This is a genomic window from Pseudothauera lacus (assembly GCF_003034845.1).
Lineage (GTDB): Bacteria > Pseudomonadota > Gammaproteobacteria > Burkholderiales > Rhodocyclaceae > Pseudothauera > Pseudothauera lacus.
The window spans coordinates 108,457-126,551 of sequence record NZ_PZKC01000005.1; the positions used below are offsets into that span (position 1 = coordinate 108,457).

Annotated in this window: 22 protein-coding genes and 1 riboswitch; of the genes, 12 read left to right on the forward strand and 10 right to left on the reverse strand. The window is 68.3% G+C overall.

Annotation, left to right across the window (positions count from 1 at the left end; translation table 11 throughout):
* Positions 1-2: 2 nt before the first annotated feature.
* From cobT to cobU, 3 genes are read right to left on the reverse strand one after another with little or no spacing between them, the layout of a single operon-like run.
* Entirely contained in the window at positions 3-1,040 is a 1,038-nt protein-coding gene (gene cobT / locus C8261_RS07630; RefSeq protein ID WP_107493076.1) for a nicotinate-nucleotide--dimethylbenzimidazole phosphoribosyltransferase, read from the reverse strand.
* Positions 1,037-1,621, reverse strand: a complete 585-nt coding sequence (locus tag C8261_RS07635) for a Uma2 family endonuclease (protein WP_107493077.1) — start codon at positions 1,619-1,621, stop codon at positions 1,037-1,039. The genes cobT and C8261_RS07635 overlap by 4 nt, the downstream gene beginning before the upstream one ends.
* 31 nt (positions 1,622-1,652) lie before the next feature.
* Positions 1,653-2,201, reverse strand: coding sequence for a bifunctional adenosylcobinamide kinase/adenosylcobinamide-phosphate guanylyltransferase (gene cobU / locus C8261_RS07640; RefSeq protein ID WP_107493078.1), 549 nt, complete (start codon positions 2,199-2,201; stop codon positions 1,653-1,655).
* A 75-nt stretch (positions 2,202-2,276) separates the two neighbouring features.
* A riboswitch (cobalamin riboswitch) is annotated at positions 2,277-2,518 on the forward strand.
* Positions 2,519-2,638: 120 nt separating this feature from the next.
* Between cobU and C8261_RS07645 the strand changes: the two genes are divergently transcribed.
* From C8261_RS07645 to C8261_RS07670, 6 genes are all read left to right on the forward strand, one after another.
* Positions 2,639-4,444: a TonB-dependent receptor domain-containing protein gene (locus C8261_RS07645; RefSeq protein WP_181358880.1), complete on the forward strand. Its 1,806-nt coding sequence runs from the start codon at positions 2,639-2,641 to the stop codon at positions 4,442-4,444.
* A gap of 72 nt (positions 4,445-4,516) precedes the next feature.
* Positions 4,517-5,470, forward strand: a complete 954-nt coding sequence (locus C8261_RS07650; protein ID WP_408003211.1) for a FecCD family ABC transporter permease — start codon at positions 4,517-4,519, stop codon at positions 5,468-5,470.
* Positions 5,467-6,240, forward strand: a complete 774-nt coding sequence (locus C8261_RS07655) for an ABC transporter ATP-binding protein (RefSeq protein WP_107493079.1) — start codon at positions 5,467-5,469, stop codon at positions 6,238-6,240. The genes C8261_RS07650 and C8261_RS07655 overlap by 4 nt, the downstream gene beginning before the upstream one ends.
* Positions 6,237-7,043 (forward strand): ABC transporter substrate-binding protein, encoded by an 807-nt coding sequence (locus C8261_RS07660; protein WP_181358881.1) that lies wholly within the window; start codon positions 6,237-6,239, stop codon positions 7,041-7,043. Before C8261_RS07655 ends, C8261_RS07660 begins: the two co-directional genes overlap by 4 nt.
* Before the next feature lie 55 nt (positions 7,044-7,098).
* Entirely contained in the window at positions 7,099-7,947 is an 849-nt protein-coding gene (gene cobA / locus C8261_RS07665; protein WP_107493081.1) for a uroporphyrinogen-III C-methyltransferase, read from the forward strand.
* Entirely contained in the window at positions 7,944-9,236 is a 1,293-nt protein-coding gene (locus C8261_RS07670; protein ID WP_107493082.1) for a cobyrinate a,c-diamide synthase, read from the forward strand. Before cobA ends, C8261_RS07670 begins: the two co-directional genes overlap by 4 nt.
* A gap of 12 nt (positions 9,237-9,248) precedes the next feature.
* On the opposite strand, the gene C8261_RS07675 is transcribed toward C8261_RS07670, so the two are convergent.
* Entirely contained in the window at positions 9,249-10,547 is a 1,299-nt protein-coding gene (locus C8261_RS07675; protein WP_107493262.1) for an acetyl-CoA hydrolase/transferase family protein, read from the reverse strand.
* Between the two features lie 98 nt (positions 10,548-10,645).
* Here C8261_RS07675 and bluB point away from each other — a divergent pair, with 98 nt between their 5' ends.
* Positions 10,646-11,335, forward strand: coding sequence for a 5,6-dimethylbenzimidazole synthase (gene bluB / locus C8261_RS07680; protein ID WP_107493083.1), 690 nt, complete (start codon positions 10,646-10,648; stop codon positions 11,333-11,335).
* Positions 11,336-11,384: 49 nt separating this feature from the next.
* On the opposite strand, the gene C8261_RS07685 is transcribed toward bluB, so the two are convergent.
* The gene (locus C8261_RS07685) at positions 11,385-11,672 is read right to left on the reverse strand and encodes a ComEA family DNA-binding protein (RefSeq protein WP_219905161.1); all 288 of its coding nucleotides are present in this window, start codon (positions 11,670-11,672) and stop codon (positions 11,385-11,387) included.
* Here C8261_RS07685 and C8261_RS17305 point away from each other — a divergent pair.
* Positions 11,671-11,811 (forward strand): hypothetical protein, encoded by a 141-nt coding sequence (locus tag C8261_RS17305; RefSeq protein WP_181358895.1) that lies wholly within the window; start codon positions 11,671-11,673, stop codon positions 11,809-11,811. The two genes, C8261_RS07685 and C8261_RS17305, sit on opposite strands and share 2 nt — an antisense overlap.
* Positions 11,812-11,821: 10 nt before the next feature.
* Positions 11,822-12,241, forward strand: coding sequence for a DUF4395 family protein (locus C8261_RS07690; RefSeq protein WP_107493085.1), 420 nt, complete (start codon positions 11,822-11,824; stop codon positions 12,239-12,241).
* Positions 12,242-12,319: 78 nt separating this feature from the next.
* Here C8261_RS07690 and C8261_RS07695 read toward each other — a convergent pair whose 3' ends face one another.
* From C8261_RS07695 to C8261_RS07715, 5 genes are read right to left on the reverse strand one after another with little or no spacing between them, the layout of a single operon-like run.
* A complete protein-coding gene (locus C8261_RS07695) occupies positions 12,320-13,096 on the reverse strand; it encodes an enoyl-CoA hydratase (protein ID WP_107493086.1) in 777 nt (258 codons plus the stop codon).
* A gap of 30 nt (positions 13,097-13,126) precedes the next feature.
* On the reverse strand, positions 13,127-13,675 hold the full coding sequence (gene lptA, locus C8261_RS07700) for a lipopolysaccharide transport periplasmic protein LptA (protein WP_107493087.1): 549 nt from the start codon (positions 13,673-13,675) through the stop codon (positions 13,127-13,129).
* Between the two features lie 17 nt (positions 13,676-13,692).
* Positions 13,693-14,256, reverse strand: a complete 564-nt coding sequence (gene lptC, locus C8261_RS07705; protein WP_235864867.1) for an LPS export ABC transporter periplasmic protein LptC — start codon at positions 14,254-14,256, stop codon at positions 13,693-13,695.
* Between the two features lie 7 nt (positions 14,257-14,263).
* A complete protein-coding gene (locus tag C8261_RS07710; protein ID WP_107493089.1) occupies positions 14,264-14,785 on the reverse strand; it encodes a KdsC family phosphatase in 522 nt (173 codons plus the stop codon).
* On the reverse strand, positions 14,785-15,780 hold the full coding sequence (locus C8261_RS07715) for a KpsF/GutQ family sugar-phosphate isomerase (protein WP_107493090.1): 996 nt from the start codon (positions 15,778-15,780) through the stop codon (positions 14,785-14,787). The genes C8261_RS07710 and C8261_RS07715 overlap by 1 nt, the downstream gene beginning before the upstream one ends.
* 208 nt (positions 15,781-15,988) lie before the next feature.
* Here C8261_RS07715 and C8261_RS07720 point away from each other — a divergent pair, with 208 nt between their 5' ends.
* Genes C8261_RS07720 through mlaD form a run of 3 tightly spaced genes read left to right on the forward strand, consistent with a single transcriptional unit; the run spans position 15,989 to position 18,050 of the window.
* The gene (locus tag C8261_RS07720; RefSeq protein WP_107493091.1) at positions 15,989-16,807 is read left to right on the forward strand and encodes an ABC transporter ATP-binding protein; all 819 of its coding nucleotides are present in this window, start codon (positions 15,989-15,991) and stop codon (positions 16,805-16,807) included.
* Positions 16,804-17,598 (forward strand): lipid asymmetry maintenance ABC transporter permease subunit MlaE, encoded by a 795-nt coding sequence (gene mlaE, locus C8261_RS07725; RefSeq protein WP_107493092.1) that lies wholly within the window; start codon positions 16,804-16,806, stop codon positions 17,596-17,598. The genes C8261_RS07720 and mlaE overlap by 4 nt, the downstream gene beginning before the upstream one ends.
* Entirely contained in the window at positions 17,595-18,050 is a 456-nt protein-coding gene (gene mlaD, locus C8261_RS07730; protein ID WP_107493093.1) for an outer membrane lipid asymmetry maintenance protein MlaD, read from the forward strand. Before mlaE ends, mlaD begins: the two co-directional genes overlap by 4 nt.
* The last annotated feature ends 45 nt before the right edge of the window (positions 18,051-18,095 follow it).

Sequence of the window (18,095 nt, forward strand, 5' to 3'; positions counted from 1 at the left end):
GATCAGGTTTCGCGGTCGCTGACGCCGGCGGATTCGAAGCTCGCCATCTCGGCGAGGAAGTTCACCGCCGCCTGCACCAGCGGGAAGGCCAGTGCCGCGCCGGTCCCTTCGCCCAGGCGCAGGTCGAGGTCCATCAGCGGCTCGGCCTTGAGGTGGGCGAGCTGCACGCGGTGGCCGGTTTCCTGCGAGCGGTGGGCGAACACGCAGTAGGGCAGCAGCGCCGGGTTGAGTGCATGGGCAGCGAGCAGCGCGGCGGTGACGATGAAGCCGTCGATCAGCAGCACCATGCCGCGCTCGGCCGCGCCCAGCATGGCGCCGGCCATCATGGCGATCTCGAAGCCGCCGTATTCGGCCAGCACCTGCAGCGGGTCGGTCGGGCGGTCGCCGCGCGCGAGCGCCTGTTCGAGCAGGGCGCGCTTGCGCGCCAGGCCGGCGTCGTCCAGGCCGGTGCCGCGCCCGGTGACGGTGGCCAGATCCTGCCCGGTGAGGCAGTGGGTGAGCAGCGAGGCGGAGGCGGTGTTGCCGATCCCCATCTCGCCGAAGCCCACGCAGTTGCAGCCGTTGGCGGCCAGCGCGTGGGCCAGTTCGCGGCCGCGGGCGAGGGCGGCGCGCACCGTTTCGACGTCCATCGCCGGCGCTTCCAGGTAGTTGGCGGTGCCGGGGCCGAGCTTGGCGTCGATCAGGCCCGGACGGCGGCCGAAGTCGTGGTTCACCCCGGCGTCGATCACCGTCAGGCCCAGCCCCATCTGGCGGCAGAAGACGTTGATCGCCGCACCGCCGGCGAGGAAGTTCTCCACCATCTGCCAGGTGACATCCTGCGGAAAGGCGGATACCCCGGCGCGCGCCGCGCCGTGGTCGCCGGCGAACACCATGATGTGCGGCTGGCGCAGTTCGGGGGTTTCACTGCCTTGCAGCAGGCCGATCTGCAGGGCGAGGGCCTCCAGGCGGCCGAGCGCGCCGGGCGGTTTGGTCTTGTGATCGATCTTGTGCTGCAGGCGGGGGGTGAGGGCGGTATCAGGGGTGGGGATGGCGAAGTTCATGCAGCAGGGGGTTCCTGGTCGGGCAGGTCGCGGTAGAGGTCGGCGAGTTGCAGGTGGATGGCGAGTGCCGGCAGGGCGATGGCGGCGTCCGTGCCCTCGGCTTCGGTGAGCAGCCAGTGGCCCTCCGGAGTGCGCGTGTAGCACTCCACATGGGGGCGCTCCTGGGAGAGGAAGAGCACCGTCCCCAGACTGGCGGCGTGGCGGTAGGCGGCGAACTTGTCGCCGCGGTCACAGGCTTCGGTGGACGGCGACAGCACCTCGGCGATCAGCGCCGGTTCGCCCTTGTCCTGGCGGCGGGCGCGGTCGGCTTCCGCGCAGGTGACGAAGACGTCGGGGTAGAAGATGTTGCCGTCGGCGGCGATGCGCAGTTTCACGTCGCCCATGAACACGCTGCAGCGTGTGCCGCTCAGGGCGTTGCGCAGGGCGAAGGCGGTGTTCAGGCAGATGGTGTTGTGCACGTCCGAGCCGCCGGCCATGGCGTAGGCTTCGCCGTGGACGAATTCCCAGCGTTCGGGCTGTTCGGCTTCCCAGGCAAGGAATTCCTCGGTGCTCATGCGGGGTGTTTCGGCAGGCAGGGCCATGGATGTCTCCCGGATGCGATATCCGCCAAGTCTAACCCTGCTTGAGGACCAGCGGCAGGCCGGCGGCGACGAAGGTGACGGTGTCGGCCAGCTGCGCGACCTGCTGGTTGAGCCGTCCGGCCTCGTCGCGGAACAGGCGCCCGAGCGGGGTCTCCGGCACCAGACCGAGGCCGACCTCGTTGGCCACCAGGATGATCTGGCCGGGCAGTTGCGGCAGGGTGGCGAGCAGGGCCTCGCGTTCGGCGCGCAAGGCCGGCAGTGCGCCGGCGTCGGCGCCCGGCGGCAGCTGTTCGGCGCCTTCGAGCAGGTTGGTCAGCCACAGGGTGAGGCAATCGACGATCAGGCAGCGCCCGGCGGCGGCTTCGCGCTGCAGCGTGGCGGCCAATGCGCGCGGTGCTTCCACGGTGCGCCAGGCGGCCGGGCGGTCGGCCTGGTGGCGGCGGATGCGCGCGGCCATCTCCTCGTCCAGCGCTTCGGCGGTGGCGATCACGGTGACGGCGGCGCCGGATTCCTGCGCGCGCCTTTCGGCATGGCGGCTCTTGCCCGAGCGGGCGCCGCCGAGGATCAGCTCGATGGTCATGAAGGGGGTTGCGGCCGGCGCTGTGGCGCTGCACAAGTGGTTGCGAACGCGCTATTATCCGCCCCGCACCCGTTCAGGGTGCAACGCGTTTCAGGTGCCCCGCGGCGGTCCACGCCAAGGGGTTGAACGGGAAACAGGTGCGCGGCGACCTCCGCCGCAATGCCTGTGCTGCCCCCGCAACGGTAAGTGAGCACAAGGTGCATCAAGCAGCCACTGGGCCTTCGCGCCCGGGAAGGCGATGCGCCGGTCCGCCTCGGTCTTCGGCCGCAGCGGCACGGTTCACGAGCCCGGATACCGGCCTCGAACGCACTGGCGGATGTGCCGCGGGGTGGCGGTGTCGGGCGCGGTGTACCTGCTCATTCTTCATCCTTGCGCACATCCTTTCGTAGATGGCCGCGGCGTGCGGGGACGCTTGCCGTGGCGCAAGGAGTATTTCCATGACCATCCGTATCCGTGCGGCTGCCCTCGCTGTGGCTGCCGCCTTCCCGTGTTCTGCCGCCCTGGCGTCTACCGACGCCGTCGGCGAGACCATCGTGGTGACCGCCACCCGCCAGCAGCAGCGCGCCGACGAGGTGCTCGCCAGTGTCGAGGTCATCGACCGCGAGCAGATCGAGCGTGCCGGGCATTCGACCCTGATCGATGTGCTGCGCACCGTCCCGGGGCTGCGCGTGGCGAGCAATGGCGGCGCCGGCTCCAACGCCAGCCTGTTCATCCGCGGTACCGAGTCCCGCCATGTGTTGTTGCTCGTCGATGGCATGCGCCTTGGTTCGGCGACCAGCGGCCAGGCGACCATGGAGGCCATTCCGCTGGCGATGATCGAACGCATCGAGATCCTCCGTGGGCCGGCCAGTGCGCTGTATGGCTCCGAGGCCATCGGTGGCGTGGTGCAGGTGTTCACCCGCAAGGGCAGCGCAGGATTCAAGCCCGAACTGTTTGCCGGCTATGGCAGCGAGGACACGCGTCAGCTCAATGCTTCGTTCAGCGGTGGCGTCGACCGCCTGCGCTACAACCTCAGCCTTGGCGAGGACCGCACCCGTGGTTATGACGCACGTTCGCGTGGCGTCCATGACCCCGATCGCGACGGTTTCCGCAACCGCTTCGTCAGTGCCGGGGCGGCGCTCGGCCTCCGTCAGCGCGACGAAGTGGGCTTCAATCTCTATCGTTCCGAAGGGCGCAACTGGTACGACACCAACCTGACCTACAATTCCTACCTCGACAAGCGTCTGGATTCATTCGGCGTGTACGCCATCAACGAGCTTGCCGAGGGCTGGCGCAGCACCGTGCGCGCCGGACGCAGCCGCGACCGTCTGGACAACCGTGCCACCGCCGCTGCGCCGTCGGAGTTCTACACCACCCAGACGCAGTTCTCCTGGCAGCACGACATCGATCTGCCCGTGGGCAGGCTGATGGCCGCCTATGACTACAACAAGGCGGAGGTCGACGGTACCACTGCCTACGTGGTCGATCGGCGCACCGTGAAGGCCTGGTTGCTGGGCTGGTCGGCGCGTCTCGGTGCCCATGACCTGCAGATCAACGTGCGCCGTGACGACAACTCCCAGTTCGGTGCGAAGACCACCGGCCTGCTGGCCTGGGGCTACAGCTTCAGTCCCGAGTGGAGCGTGCGCGCCAGCGTGGCGAGCGCCTTCAACGCGCCCACCTTCAACCAGCTTTACTTCCCGAACACCGGCTTCGGCGGCGGCAATGCCGCGCTCAAGCCTGAAGAGGCCCTCAACCGCGAAGTCGGTGTGCGCTGGGATAGTGGCGTTCATGCCGTGGAGGCGACCTACTACGACAACAAGGTGCGCGACCTGATCAGTGGCTGGCCGCCGGTCAACGTCGATGAGGCGCGTCTGCGTGGCGTGGAACTGGGATACCGGGTCAGTCTTGGCAGGCTCGCCGTGCATCTGGGGGCTGACTGGCTCGATGCACGCAACGAAGCCACCGACAGGCGTCTCGTCCGTCGCGCCGGGAAGGCCGGTTTCCTGCGGCTCGATTACAGCGCCGGTGCCTGGGCCTATGGCGTCGACATCAACGGACAGGGACATCGTTACGAGAACGCCGCCAATACCCAGCGCATGGGAGGCTTTGGTCTGGTCGATGCCTATGTACACTACCGTATCGATCCTGACTGGCGGGTTGAACTGCGTGCCAACAACATCTTCGACAAGCACTACGAGCTTGCCCGCGGCTATGCCACGCCTGGCGCCAGCTACTTCGTCGGCGTGCGTTATGCGCCGCGCTGAGGGCTCGTGAGCGGCCTGCCGCGCGCGCTCACCGGCGGCGTCCTGCATGCGGGGCGCCGCCGCGCCTGGCTGGTGATCGGCGGCCTGCTGGCCCTCGGCGCGCTGGCGCAGGTGTGGGCGCTGTCCGCCGGCGAGCTGGCGATCTCGGCGGCCGAGGTGGTCGCGGCGCTGTTCGGTGGCGAGCAGGGCATGGCCGCCGAAGTGGTGCGCCAGTTGCGCCTGCCGCGCGCGGTGGCGGTGTTTGTGTGCGGCGGCATGCTGGCGATGGCCGGCGCGCTGATGCAGGTGTTGCTGCGCAATCCGCTTGCCGACCCTTATGTGCTGGGGATCTCCGGCGGTGCGGCAGTGGGCGCGCTGGGGGCGATGCTGCTTGGCCTGGCTCCGCTGGTGGTCGATGCGGCGGCCTTTGCCGGTGCGCTGGGGGCGATGCTGCTGGTATTCAGCCTTGCTCATGGCGACGGCTCATGGACGCAGACGCGCCTGCTGCTCACCGGGGTCATCGTGGCCGCCGGCTGCGGTGCGGTGGTCAAGCTGATGCTTGCCATCGCCCCCGATACCCGCGTGCATTCGATGCTGTTCTGGCTCATGGGCGACGCCTCTGGGGCGCGCAATCCATGGCCGGCGCTGGGGGTGATGGCCTTCGGGCTGGCCGTGGCGCTGCCCTTTGCGCGCGATCTCAACATGCTCGCACGCGGCGAACTGGCCGCACGGGCGCTGGGGGTGGCGGTGGGGCGTTTGCGCTATCTGCTCTACGTGCTGGCTTCGCTGCTTACCGCGGTGTCGGTCACGCTGATCGGTTCGGTTGGCTTCGTCGGCCTGGTGGTGCCGCACCTGGTGCGTTTCGCGATCGGCAACGATCAGCGTCTGCTGCTGCCCGCCTCGATGCTCGCCGGCGGCGCGTTGCTCACCTTTGCCGACACCGCGGCGCGCACGGTGGTGTCACCGATGCAGTTGCCGGTCGGTGTGCTGACCGCGCTGATCGGCGTGCCGGTGTTCCTCTTCCTGCTCGCCCGGCATCCGCGATGAGTGCCGCACCCTTGCTCGAAGCACGCGCGCTCGCCCTGCAGGTCGGCGAACGCTGGCTGTGCTGCGAATTCAGTCTGCAACTGTTGCCCGGGCAATGCCTGGTGCTGCTGGGGCCCAACGGGGCGGGCAAGACCACCTTGCTGCACACCCTCGCCGGACTGCGCGAACCCACGGTCGGCAGCGTGCTGCTCGGTGGGCTGCCGTATGCGGGGTGGTCGCCGGCCGCGGCGGCGCGCTTTCGCGGGCTGCTCGCCCAGCAGCAGCCGGACCACTTCTCCTCCACGGTGCTGGAAACCGTGCTGGTCGGCCGCCATCCGCATCTCGGACGCTGGGGCTGGGAAGGCCCCGAGGACGAGCGCATCGCCCGCGAGGCGCTGGAACGCGTTGGTCTGGGGGCGATGGCGACGCGCGATGTCCTTACCCTGTCCGGGGGAGAGCGCCAGCGCGTGGCGGTGGCTGCCCTGCTGGCGCAGGCGCCACAGCTGCTGCTGCTCGACGAGCCGACCAATCACCTCGACCTGCATTACCAGATCGCCATCCTCGATCTCATCCGCGGCCTCGCTGCGGCCGGGCGCGGGGTGGTGATGGTGCTGCACGACATCAATCTTGCCGCCCGTTACGCCGATCAGGTGATCTTGCTCGACGGCCGCGGTGGCGTGTGCGCCGGCAGTCGCGAAGAAGTGCTGCAGGCCGGCCTGCTTGGCGAAGCCTTCGGCCATCCGTTGCGGCGTTTCGACGTCGACGGGCGCACCACCTTCATTCCGGAGTGAAACCCTTGATACCTGTCCTGTCACGCTTTCTTGCCGGTGCCCTGCTGGCCGCGCTGAGTGGCCTTGCCACCGCCGACTGTCCGCGTATCGTCAGCCAGTCACCCTACATCTCCGCTGCGCTCGACTGGCTTGCGCGCGGTCACTGCATCGTTGGCGTCTCGCGCTACGACACGCGCGATCTGCCGCGTACCGGTGGGGTGATGGACCCCGATGCGGAGGCGCTTGCCGTGCTCGATCCGCAACTGGTGCTGACCTCCAACTGGGCGGCCGCCGAAGCCATGCAGAAGGTGGTGCCTGCGGGCGCGCGCCTGCTGCAGGTGGATGGTTTTGCTTCACTGGCCGATGCCGAAGCGATGCTGCGGCGGATCGGCGAGGCCAGCGCTGTCGCTGACCTCGATGCCCGCCTGGCAGTCTGGCGTCGTGACTGGCAGGCCGCGGCGGCGGCTGTCGGCGGCCAGGGGCGACGTGCCCTGGTGCTGTCGGCGTGCAGCGCGATGCCTTACTCCTTCGGGCGCGGCCATTACGTCGGCGATGCCTTCGCAGCGGCAGGCTTCGTGGTGGTGGAAAGCGCTCCGCGCCTGCGCCACATCCGTCCCGGTGAGGAAATCGAGGATCTGCTCAGCGCCGTTGACGTACTCGACCCGGAAGTGGTCTTCTCCCTCGATCGCAAGGATGCCGAGCAGTGCAATGCCCTGCTCGGCTTGCTGCCGGTGCCGGTGATCCACCTCGACGGGGCGAATTTCTTCCACCCTGGAACGGGGCTGGTGGCCGGTTTTGCCGAACTGGCGGATAAGCTCCGGTGATCTGCCGCCGTCCCGCAACGGTCCGCTCGCCGGTCGTGGAAAGAGAGAAGTCGTGATGCCCCTGCCCGAACTTGCCAAGGTCCGTCCCGGTCCCCAGTGCGGTCATGTCTACCTCGTCGGTGCCGGCCCCGGGGACCCCGAACTGCTCACCCTGCGCGGCGCGCGCCTGGTGGCAGGAGCTGATGCCGTGGTCTATGACAACCTCGTCAGCCCGCTCGTCGTCGATCTCGCGCCGCCGGAGGCCGAGCGCATCTACGTCGGCAAGAAGGCTGCCGACCACACCCTGCCGCAGGACGAAATCAATGCCCTGCTGATCCGCCTCGCCCAGGGCGGGCGCCGCGTGGTCCGCCTGAAGGGCGGCGACCCGTTCATCTTCGGCCGCGGCGGCGAAGAGATGGAGGCGCTGGTGACGGCGGGCATCACCGTCGAGGTCGTGCCGGGTGTCACCGCGGCGGCGGGCATTGCCGCCTACGCCGGCATCCCCCTGACTCACCGCGACCATGCCCAGTCGGTGGTCTTTGCCACCGGCTTCCTCAAGGATGGCGCACTGGAGCTGGACTGGCCGATGCTGGCGCGCCCGGCGCAGACCCTGGTGATCTACATGGGCATCTCGCGGCTGGCGGAGATATGCGCCCGTCTGATCGAGCATGGCCTGCCTGCGGGCACCCCGGCGGCGGTCATCGAACGCGGCACCACCGCCCGCCAGCGCATCGCCGTCGGCGATCTCGAATCGCTCGCCGCGCGTGTTGCCGCCGCCGGCATCCGGCCACCGGCGCTCACCGTGGTCGGCGGCGTGGTGGGACTCTATCCGCGTCTGGCGTGGTTTGCCCCTGGGGCGCCGGATGAGGCCCAGGGGGCGCCGCACGCCGGCTGCACGGTGGTGCATGACGGGAGGCGCCGATGAGCGCGCTGCGGCGTTGCCCGGCGCTCTTCGTCGCCGCGCCGGCCTCGGGGCAGGGCAAGACCACGGTGACCGCCGCCCTGGCGCGCCTGCATGCGCGCCAGGGGCGGCGCGTAAGGGTGTTCAAGTGCGGGCCGGATTTTCTCGATCCGCAGATCCATGCGGTGGCCAGCGGTGCGCCGGTGTACAACCTCGACCTCGGCATGTGCGGGACCGAAGATGCTGCCTGGCGCCTCTTCGCTGCCGCCGGCGAGGCCGACCTGATCCTCGTCGAGGGCGTCATGGGGCTTTTCGACGGCGAACCCTCGGGGGCCGACATCGCCGCCCGTTTCGGCATCCCGGTGATGGCGGTGATCGACGCGCGGGCGATGGCGCAGACCTTTGGCGCGCTAGCCTACGGGCTGGCGCATTTTCGCCCCGGGCTGCCGTTTTCCGGCGTGCTCGCCAACCAGACCGGCAGCACACGTCACGCCGACATGCTGCGTGCGGCCCTGCCCGCAGGCATGCGCTGGTATGGCGCGCTGCCGCGCGAAGCAGGGGCGGCGTTGCCGGAACGCCATCTCGGCCTGCTGCAGGCCGCCGAGATAGCGGATCTGCTCGAACGCCTCGATCGCATGGCCGACGCGCTCGCTGCCACCGGTGCCGGCGAACTGCCAGAGCCGGTGGGTTTCCCCGCCCAGGCGCAGGCAGCGCTTCCCGCGCTGCTGGCCGGGCGCACCGTCGCGGTGGCGCGCGATGCGGCGTATGGCTTCATCTACCCGGCCAATGTCGACACCCTCGTGGCGCTGGGCGCACGCCTTGCCTTCTTCTCGCCGCTGGCCGGAGAAGGCCTGCCGGCCTGTGACGCGGTGTGGTTGCCCGGCGGCTATCCGGAGTTGCATGGTGAGGCGCTGGCCGCCAACCGGGCCTTGTGGGCTGCCCTGCGTGCGCATGTGGAGGCCGGCAAGCCCCTGCTGGCCGAGTGTGGCGGGATGATGAGCCTGTTCGACGAGGTGGTGGACAAGAGCGGCAGGCACCATGCCTTCGGCGGCCTGTTGCCGGGGCGCGCGATCATGCAGGCGCGCCTGTGCGCGCTCGGCATGCAGAGCGTGGCCTTCCCCGAAGGGCGCATCAATGGCCATACCTTCCACTACTCGCGCACGGAAACCGCACTGGCGCCGTTTGTCCGCGCGCTGCGTGCGGACGGCGGCGAGGGCGAGGCGGTATACCGCCTGCGCCGTCTCACCGCCTCCTACGTGCATCTCTACTTCCCGTCCGCCCCGCAGGCCGTTGCCCGGCTGTTTTCCGCCTGAGCGGCCGTGCGCTCAGCCCAGCTTGAGGTGGCGCGCGGCTTCGCGCAGTTCGCCACGGAAATCCGGATGGGCGATGGCGATCAGCGCCTCGGCGCGCTGCTTGGCGGTCTTGCCGCGCAGTTGGGCGACGCCGAACTCGGTGACGACGTAGTTGATGTCGTTCTTGCTGGTGGTCACATGGGTGCCCGGCGACAGCGTCGGCACGATGCGCGAGATGCTGTCGCCCTTGGCGGTGGAGGGCAGCACGATGAAGGCCTTGCCGTCGCGGGAGCGGTTTGCCGCGCGGACGAAATCGACCTGTCCGCCGGTGCCCGAGTAGGGCAGGTGGCCGAGGCTTTCCGAGCCGCACTGGCCGAGCAGGTCGATCTGCAGGGTGGCGTTGATCGCGCACAGCCTGTCGTTGCGCGCGGCGATCCATGGGTCGTTGGTGAAATCCACCGGGTGCATCTCGAGCATCGGATTGCGGTGCAGGAAGCGGTACAGGCGCCGCGAGCCGAGGGCGAAGGTGGCCACCATCTTGCCGGGCATGAAGGTCTTGCGGCGGTTGGTGACCGCGCCGGCCTCGACCAGCGAGAGGATGCCGTCGCCGATCATCTCGGTGTGGATGCCGAGGTCGTGCTTGTGCTTGAGCTGCTGGACCACCGCGTCGGGGATGCCGCCGTAGCCGATCTGCAGCGTCGAGCCGTCGTCGATCAGGTCGGCGACGTACTGGCCGATGGCTTCCTGCACCGGGCCGATGGCCGGCAGGCCGACCTCGAAGAGCTCCTCCTCGCTTTCCACCACGGCGCTGACCTGGGAGATGTGTACGTGGCAGTTGCCGTTGGCGAAGGGGACGTGCGGATTGACCTCAAGCAGTACCACGCGCGCCTTGGCGACCGCTGCCATGGTGTAGTCGGGAGCGAGGGAGAGGGAGAAGTAGCCGTGTTCGTCCATCGGCGAGGCCATGCTGACCACTACGTCCGCAGGGGTGAGGCCGCGCTCGATGAGCATTGGCAGCTCGGAGAAATAGGCGGGGACGAAGTCCACCCAGCCCTCGTGTCCGCCCGGGCGGGTGGCGCCGCCGAAGAAATAGGCGTCGTGGCGGACGCGGGCGCGGGTGCTGGCATCGATGTAGGCATACTTGCGCAGCGGCAGGATCTGGCTCACCGAGACGTCGTGGAGGTGGTGGCGGCGCTCGGAGAGGGCGTGGAGCAGGGTCGGTGCCTCGCCCACGCCGGTGGGGACGACGACAGCGTCACCGTCCTTGATAAGTGCCACGGCATCGGCCGGCGTCATGCGCCGGGCGGAGTAGAGTGCCTGAGGATCCTGCATGCTGTGCTCCCGTACCATTATTGTAAGGTGGGCATTATCTCCGTACGGCAGCGTATGGGGAAGGGTGTCGGGCAGATGACGACGATGGAGGAGCAGTCTTGAAGCAAGAACAGGGTGTAGCACCGGAACCATTTTCCGCGCTCGAGCGCGCGGCGGTTTACCGGGCCATTGCCGAACGGCGCGACATGCGCCATTTCATTTCCACTCCGGTGGCGCCGGAAGTCCTGCAGCGTCTGTTGTGGGCCGCACACCATGCGCCCAGCGTCGGCTACATGCAGCCATGGCGCTTCATCCGCATTACCGACAAGGCCTTGCGCACGCGCATGCATGCACTGGTCGAGGAGGAGCGCCTGGCCACCGCACGTGCGCTCGGCGAGCGCGAGGAGGCTTTCATGCGCCTGAAGGTCGAAGGGGTGATGGATGCCGCCGAGGTGCTCGTCGTCGCCCTTGCCGAGGGGCGCGAGGCGCACGTCTTCGGGCGCCGCACGATGCCCGAGATGGATCTTGCCTCGGTGGCCTGCGCGATCGAGAACATGTGGCTGGCGGCGCGTGCCGAAGGGCTGGGGTTGGGCTGGGTGTCGGTGTTCGATCCGCTGCGGCTTGCCGAGCTGCTGGCCATGCCGGAGGGGGCGAGGGCGGTGGCGATACTGTGCATCGGCCACGTCGAGGCCTACTACCCGCGCCCGATGCTGGAGATCGAGGAGTGGGCGCAGCGCATGCCGATGAGTGCGGTGCTGGCGGAGAACGCCTGGCCGGGAGCCTCTCCCGCAGCGCAAGAAGGGCTCTGATGAGGGGCCGGGCGCGGGGTCTGACCCGCTCCCGGCTGTCTCCCCGCCCTTATTGTCGGTTTGCGGTGGGGCGCTGTGCGCCGACTGTGACCTGAGGCTCGATGCGTTCGACGGTGCGCTCGCCGATGCCGGGAACGCGGGCCAGTTCGGCCGCGCTCTTGAACGGACCGTGCTGGTTGCGGTAGTCGACGATGGCCTGGGCCTTGGTTGGGCCGATGCCGTTGATCTGCGCCAGGGTGGTGGCATCCGCGGTATTGATGTCGATCGGGGTGCTGGCGCCGGCGGCCAGTGGCAGTAAGGCAGCGGAAAGCAGCAGAGCGGAGAGGAAACGCTTCATGACGACCTCCTTTGTTGATGACATAGAAATAATAGGAGGTGTCCGCACAAATGCAAATGGTATTTATGCGGCTGCGGCGGGGGTGCTGCTTGCAGAATATAAGTTGATGATTATATACTTGTGCGAAATTCACTCTTGAGGATCCCGCCATGCTGCGTTTCGATATTGCTCCGGTGTGCTCCAACGCCTACCGCTTTCAGGCTGCGGTGACCTTCGCGGTCAGTGCCGCCTACCTGTTCACCCCCTGGCAATGGCTGGCCGTGGTGCTCGCTGTCGGTGGCGCCCTGCGCGGCTTCGTGTCGCCGCACAAGTGCCCCTCCTACCTGCTGTTCTCGGCCGCTACCGGCAAGATGGGAATGACCAAGAAGGTCAATGCCGGTGCCAAGATGTTCGCCGACAAGCTGGTGGCGATCGCTGGTGCGGTGATGCTCGGGACCTGGCTGGCCGGTTCCACGATCGGCATGATCCCGGCGGCAGCGCTGCTGGTGTTCTCCTTCATCGACCTGACCATCGGCTTCTGCGCGGCGTGCTGGGCTTACACGCTGTGGTTCCGCCTGCGCGCGCAGTGAGCTGAGGAACAGTCCAGACAGTCCAAACACAACGGGCGCCCCGCGGGGCGCCCGTTGTGTTTTCAGCAGGCGCTGCGTTCAGCGGTGCTTGAAGGCGGGCTTGCGCTTGGCGACGAAGGCGGCCATGCCTTCCTTCTGGTCGTCGAGGGCGAAGGCGGAGTGGAAGACCCGGCGCTCGAACAGCAGCCCTTCGCTGAGGCTGCTCTCGAAGGCGCGGTTGACCGACTCCTTGATCATCATCACCACCGGCAGCGAATAGCCGGCGATGGTTTCGGCGGCTGCGAGCGCTTCATCGAGGACTTTCTCGGCCGGCACCACGCGCGATACCAGGCCGGCGCGTTCGGCTTCCTCGGCGTCCATGAAGCGAGCGGTGAGGCACAGGTCCATGGCCTTGGCCTTGCCCACGGCGCGCGGCAGACGCTGGGTGCCGCCGGCGCCCGGCAGGATGCCGAGCTTGACCTCGGGCTGGCCGAACTTGGCGGTGTCGGCGGCGATGATCATGTCGCACATCATCGCCAGTTCGCAGCCACCGCCGAGCGCGAAGCCGGCCACCGCAGCGATCACCGGCTTGCGGCAGCTGCGCACGCGCTCCCAGTTGCGGGTGATGTAATCGCCCTTGTAGGCGTCCATGTAGGAAAAGCTGGCCATCGCGCCGATGTCGGCGCCGGCGGCAAAGGCCTTCTCGGAGCCGGTGATGACCACTGCGCCGATGTCCTCGCTGGCTTCGAAGCCGTCAAGGGCGTGGCCGATCTCATCGACCAGGGTGTCGTTGAGGGCGTTCAGCGCCTTCGGCCGGTTGAGCGTGATGAGGCCCACGCGGCCACGTGTTTCGACGACGATGTTTTCGTAGTTCATGCTTTCTCCGTCTGTTGCTGGAAAAGGGGCTTACTGGGGGGCGGGGGCGTCGCCGCCCTTGGGCTGGATCACCGCGCGCACACGCCCGCTGGCGCTGGCGGGATCGCCCGCACTGCTGCCGGAGACGACGTAGTTCTCGGTGAGGGTGTTGTATTCGATGAAGGGGCCACGCACTTCGTCGCCGCCACTCTTCACGTAGGCACGCACGAACAGGCGGACGCGTTCGTTACGGCTGTCGTATTCGACGCGCTCGGCTTCGCCCTCGACATATTCATTGGTGGTGCCCTCGCGGCGCTGGCGGAAGGTTGCCAGGCGGCCGCCGGAGGCGGTGGCGACGCCGGTCTGAAAGCCGTCCGCCCCCTGGGTGACGACGAGGCGGTCGCCGCGGATCTGCAGGCTGCCCTGGGTGAGGATGACTTCACCTTCAAAGACGTGGGTTTTGCTGCGATCGTCTACTGTGACGTGATTGGCTTCGATGTCGACCGGCTGCGTGCGGTCGCTGCGGTCTGCCCAGGCGGGGGTGGCGGCGATCAGCAGGCAGGCGAGCAGGCTCGCACGGCGGCACAGTTGGGAGGTCATGGGCGGGGGTTCCGGGGTTATCTGGGCATGGTGGCGTAGACCCTGCCATCCAGCTCAAGGGTTCCGAAGATGTTGTCGGCGGTCATGCCCCTGGCGCGCACAACGCTGCCGCCGCGGGTGATCACCACCGGCGTGGCGGTGTGGGCGCGGTGTTCGTCGGGCCACAGGGTGAGGGTCTCGGACACCAGGGTCATCGGCCGCGGGTCGTCGTGGTTGATGCGGCGCACGCGTACGTCGCCGCTGAGCCAGACCTCGTCGCCGCGCTGGCGCAGTTCGCCATGCTTCGACTGCAGGTAGAGGACGCCGTCGTCGGCGCGCTGTTCCAGGCGTGGCTGCAGCAGGGTGGTGACGTCGGTCTGCGGGTAGTGGGTGATGCGTTCGGCGAGCAGCTCGTAGCGCATCCTGCCGTCGACGTCGAAGCTGGTCAGGCGGGTCTGTTCGGCAATGAAGTCGGCCTTCTCGCGGCTGCCGGCGCGCTCGCGGGGATCCTCCGGTGCGCTGACCCGCGCCAGCCACAGGGTCAGTGCAGCAAGCAGGGTGAGGGCGAGGATGGGGTACAGGCGATGGGCGGGGATGGCCACTGCGGCGCTACTCCAGATAGCGCGCCAGCATGGCGTCGAGATGACCCTGGGTGGCGAGGATGTAGTCGCACACCTCGCGCACGGCGCCGCGCCCGCCGGTACGGCGGGCGACGTAATCGACATGGCGGCGGACGAAGCTGTGGCCGTCCTGCGGCGTGGCGGCAAAGCCACAGGCGCGCAGGATGGGCAGGTCGACGACGTCGTCGCCCATGTAGCCGGCGGCACTGCGCGACAGCCCGCGGGCGTCGAGGAGGGCGTCGAGGCAGGCGCGCTTGTCGTCCACGCCCATGAACAGTGCGCTGATGCCGAGGTTGGCGGCGCGCAGTTCGAGCGCGCGCGAACTGCGCCCGCTGATGATGGCGACTTCGATGCCGGCAGCCTGCAGCATCTTCAGGCCATGGCCGTCGAGACTGTTGAAGACCTTGATCTCTTCTCCGGCGGCGGTGAAGTGAAGGCTGCCGTCGGTCATCACGCCGTCGACGTCAAAGCCCATCAAGCGGACCTGAGCAGGGCTGCGCGGGGCGTTCATCAGATCACCTTGGCCTGCATCAGATCGTGAGTGGTGAGGGCGCCGGCGAGGCAGCCCTGGGCATCGACGGCGAGCAACTGGCTGATGCGCAGGCGCTCCATCATTTCAGCGGCTTCGGCGGCCAGCGCATCGGGGGAGATGGTGCGCGGGGCTGCGCTCATCACCTCGGCGAGGCGGGCGCTGCGCACGTCGCAGCCTTTCTCCAGGCTGCGGCGCAGGTCGCCATCGGTGAAGATGCCCAGCGGACGGCGCTCGGCATCGATCACCGCGACCATGCCCATGCCGCCGCGGCTCATCTGCAGCAGCGCGTCGGTGAGGCTGGCATCGGTGCCGACCGCGGGAACGCGCGTGGCGTCGCGCATGACGTCGCGCACATGGGTAAGCAGGCGGCGGCCGAGTGCGCCGCCGGGGTGGGAGCGCGCAAAGTCCTCGGCGCCGAAGCCGCGGGCGTCGAGCAGGGCGACGGCGAGTGCGTCGCCGAGCGCCAGCGCAGCAGTGGTGCTGGCCGTGGGGGCGAGGTTGAGCGGGCAGGCTTCCTCGCTCACCGCGGCGTCGAGGTGGATGTCGGCCTCTCGAGCCAGCGGCGAATCTGCGCGCCCGGTGATGCTGATCAGGCGCGCGCCCTGGCGCTTGACCAGTGGCACGATGGTGAGCACTTCCTCGCTGGTGCCGGAGTACGACAGTGCGATCACCACGTCATCGGCGGTGATCATGCCGAGGTCGCCGTGCGCGGCTTCGGCGGCGTGAACGAAGTAGGCCGGCGTGCCGGTGCTTGCCAGGGTGGCGGCGAGCTTGCGGGCGACATGGCCGGACTTGCCGATGCCGGTGACGATGACCCGACCGCGGCGCTGCAGGATGAGGGCCACGGCACGCTCGAAGTCCTCGCCGACGCGCTCGGCGAGCGCGGCCACCGCAGCGGCCTCGATGCGCAGCACACGGCGGGCGAGCGTGGCGGCGCCGGCATGGGGGGCGGGAGTTGGGGAGGGAGGGGTCATCGGCCGGTCGGTTGCAAAAAATTACCCTCGCGGGCGGCGCCGTGAGGTGCCGTGTGCTGGGCTGAAAAGTATAGCAGAGGCCCTCGCGCCGCCGCCGTCGCCGCTCCATGCGGAGGGCCGAGCGTGCGTCCGTACAACAGCTGTTGCAGGTTGGCTACAACTGCTCTGCTAAACTGGCGCCCTTTGATTTTTCCCCAGGTTCTGCTCCGTGACCGTTGCCCGGCAAGACTTCCTCGTCGATCTGCGCGCCGTGCGCTTCGCCTATGGCGAGCGCGAGATCCTGCGCGGCATCGACCTGTCGGTGCGGCGCGGCCAGGTGGTGGCGATCATGGGCGGCAGCGGTTGCGGCAAGACCACCCTGCTGCGGCTGATCGGCGGCCAGTTGCGTGCCTCCGCCGGCCAGGTGGTGGTCGATGGCGCGGATCTGGCCGGGCTCTCGCGCGCGGCGCTGTACGGGTTGCGGCGGCGCATGGGCATGCTGTTCCAGTTCGGCGCCCTGTTTACCGACATGTCGGTGTTCGACAATGTCGCCTTCCCGCTGCGCGAGCACACCGACCTGCCGCCCGAGCTGGTGCGTGCGCTGGTGCTGATGAAGCTCAACGCCGTCGGCCTGCGGGGCGCCGAGGCGCTCAGCCCGGCCGAGCTCTCCGGCGGTATGGCGCGGCGGGTGGCGCTGGCGCGCGCGATTGCGCTCGATCCGATGCTGATCATGTACGACGAACCCTTTGCCGGCCTTGATCCGATCTCGCTGGGCGTCATCGGTCAGCTCATCCGCCGCCTCAACGATGCCCTCGGGGCCAGTTCGATCATGGTCACCCACGACATCCACGAATCGCTGGAGATCGTCGACTACGTCTATTTCGTCTCCGACGGGCGCATCGTCGCGCGCGGCACGCCCGACGAGATTCGCGCCTCGGACGACCCCTTCGTGCATCAGTTCGTCCATGCCGAGGCCGATGGGCCGGTGCCCTTCCATTACCCGGCGCCGTCGCTTGCGGCCAGCCTGCTGGGCGAGGTCGGCGCATGAGCGGGGTGATCGGGTTCTTGCGCCGCGTCGGCTCGCGCACGGTGGACATGGTTTGGCGGCTGGGCTTTGCGACGCGGTTCTTCGGGCTTGTGCTGCTGTATTCCGGCCAGTCCTTCCGGCGCTTGCACCTCACCATCCGCGAGATCTATTTCGCCGGGGTGCTGTCCTTGCTGATCATCCTGGTGTCCGGTCTTTTCGTCGGCATGGTGCTGGGTCTGCAAGGCTATGAAACCCTGCAGCGCTTTGGCTCCAGCGATGCGCTGGGGGTGCTGGTGGCGCTGTCGCTGACCCGCGAACTGGGCCCGGTGGTGGCCGGCCTGTTGTTTGCCAGTCGCGCGGGTTCGGCGATTACCGCCGAGATCGGCCTGATGAAGGTCACCGAGCAGCTCAAGGCAATGGACATGATGGCCGTCAGTCCGATCGCACGCGTGGTGGCGCCGCGCTTCTGGGGTGGGGTGGTTTCGATGCCCCTGCTGGCTGCGCTCTTCACCGCGATGGGGATTCTGGGTGGCTGGCTGATCGGCGTGGTGTTCATCGGTGTCGATGACGGCGCCTTCTGGTCGCAGATGCAGGCCGCGGTGGATTTTCGCTATGACGTCATGAATGGCGTCATCAAGAGCATCGTCTTCGGCGTCGCGGTGTCGCTGATCGCGGTGTTCGAGGGCTATGACTGCACGCCCACCGCCGAGGGCGTCTCGCGCGCCATCACCCGCACCGTGGTGAGCTCCGCACTCGCAATCCTGGCGCTGGACTTCGTCCTCACTTCCTTCATGTTCCGGGGGCAATCATGAGCCGTACCGTGCTCGACCTGTGGGTCGGCTTCTTCGTCGTCATCGGCGCCGCGGCGCTGCTATTCCTGTCCCTCAAGGTGGGCAGTTTCTCCGGCTTCAACAGCAGCAACACCTATGTGCTGCAGGCGCCCTTCGACAACATCGGCGGACTCAAGGTGCGGGCACCGGTGAAGAGTGCCGGAGTGGTGGTCGGGCGGGTTGCCGAGATCCGCTTCGATCCGGCAACCTACCGCGCCGTGGTGAGCTTCAGCGTCGATGCGCGCTATGCGTTCCCGCGCGATACTATTGCCACCATCCTCACTTCCGGGCTGCTCGGCGAGCAGTACGTCGGTCTGGAACCGGGGGGCGACGTGGACATGCTGGGCGAGGGCGATACGGTGATGATCACCCAGTCGGCGGTGGTGCTGGAGAAGCTCATCGGCCAGTTCATGTTCGACCGTGCCGCCGAATGACGGCTGCAGGCGTTTGCTCAACGCTCAAACTCTGTCTGGAAAACA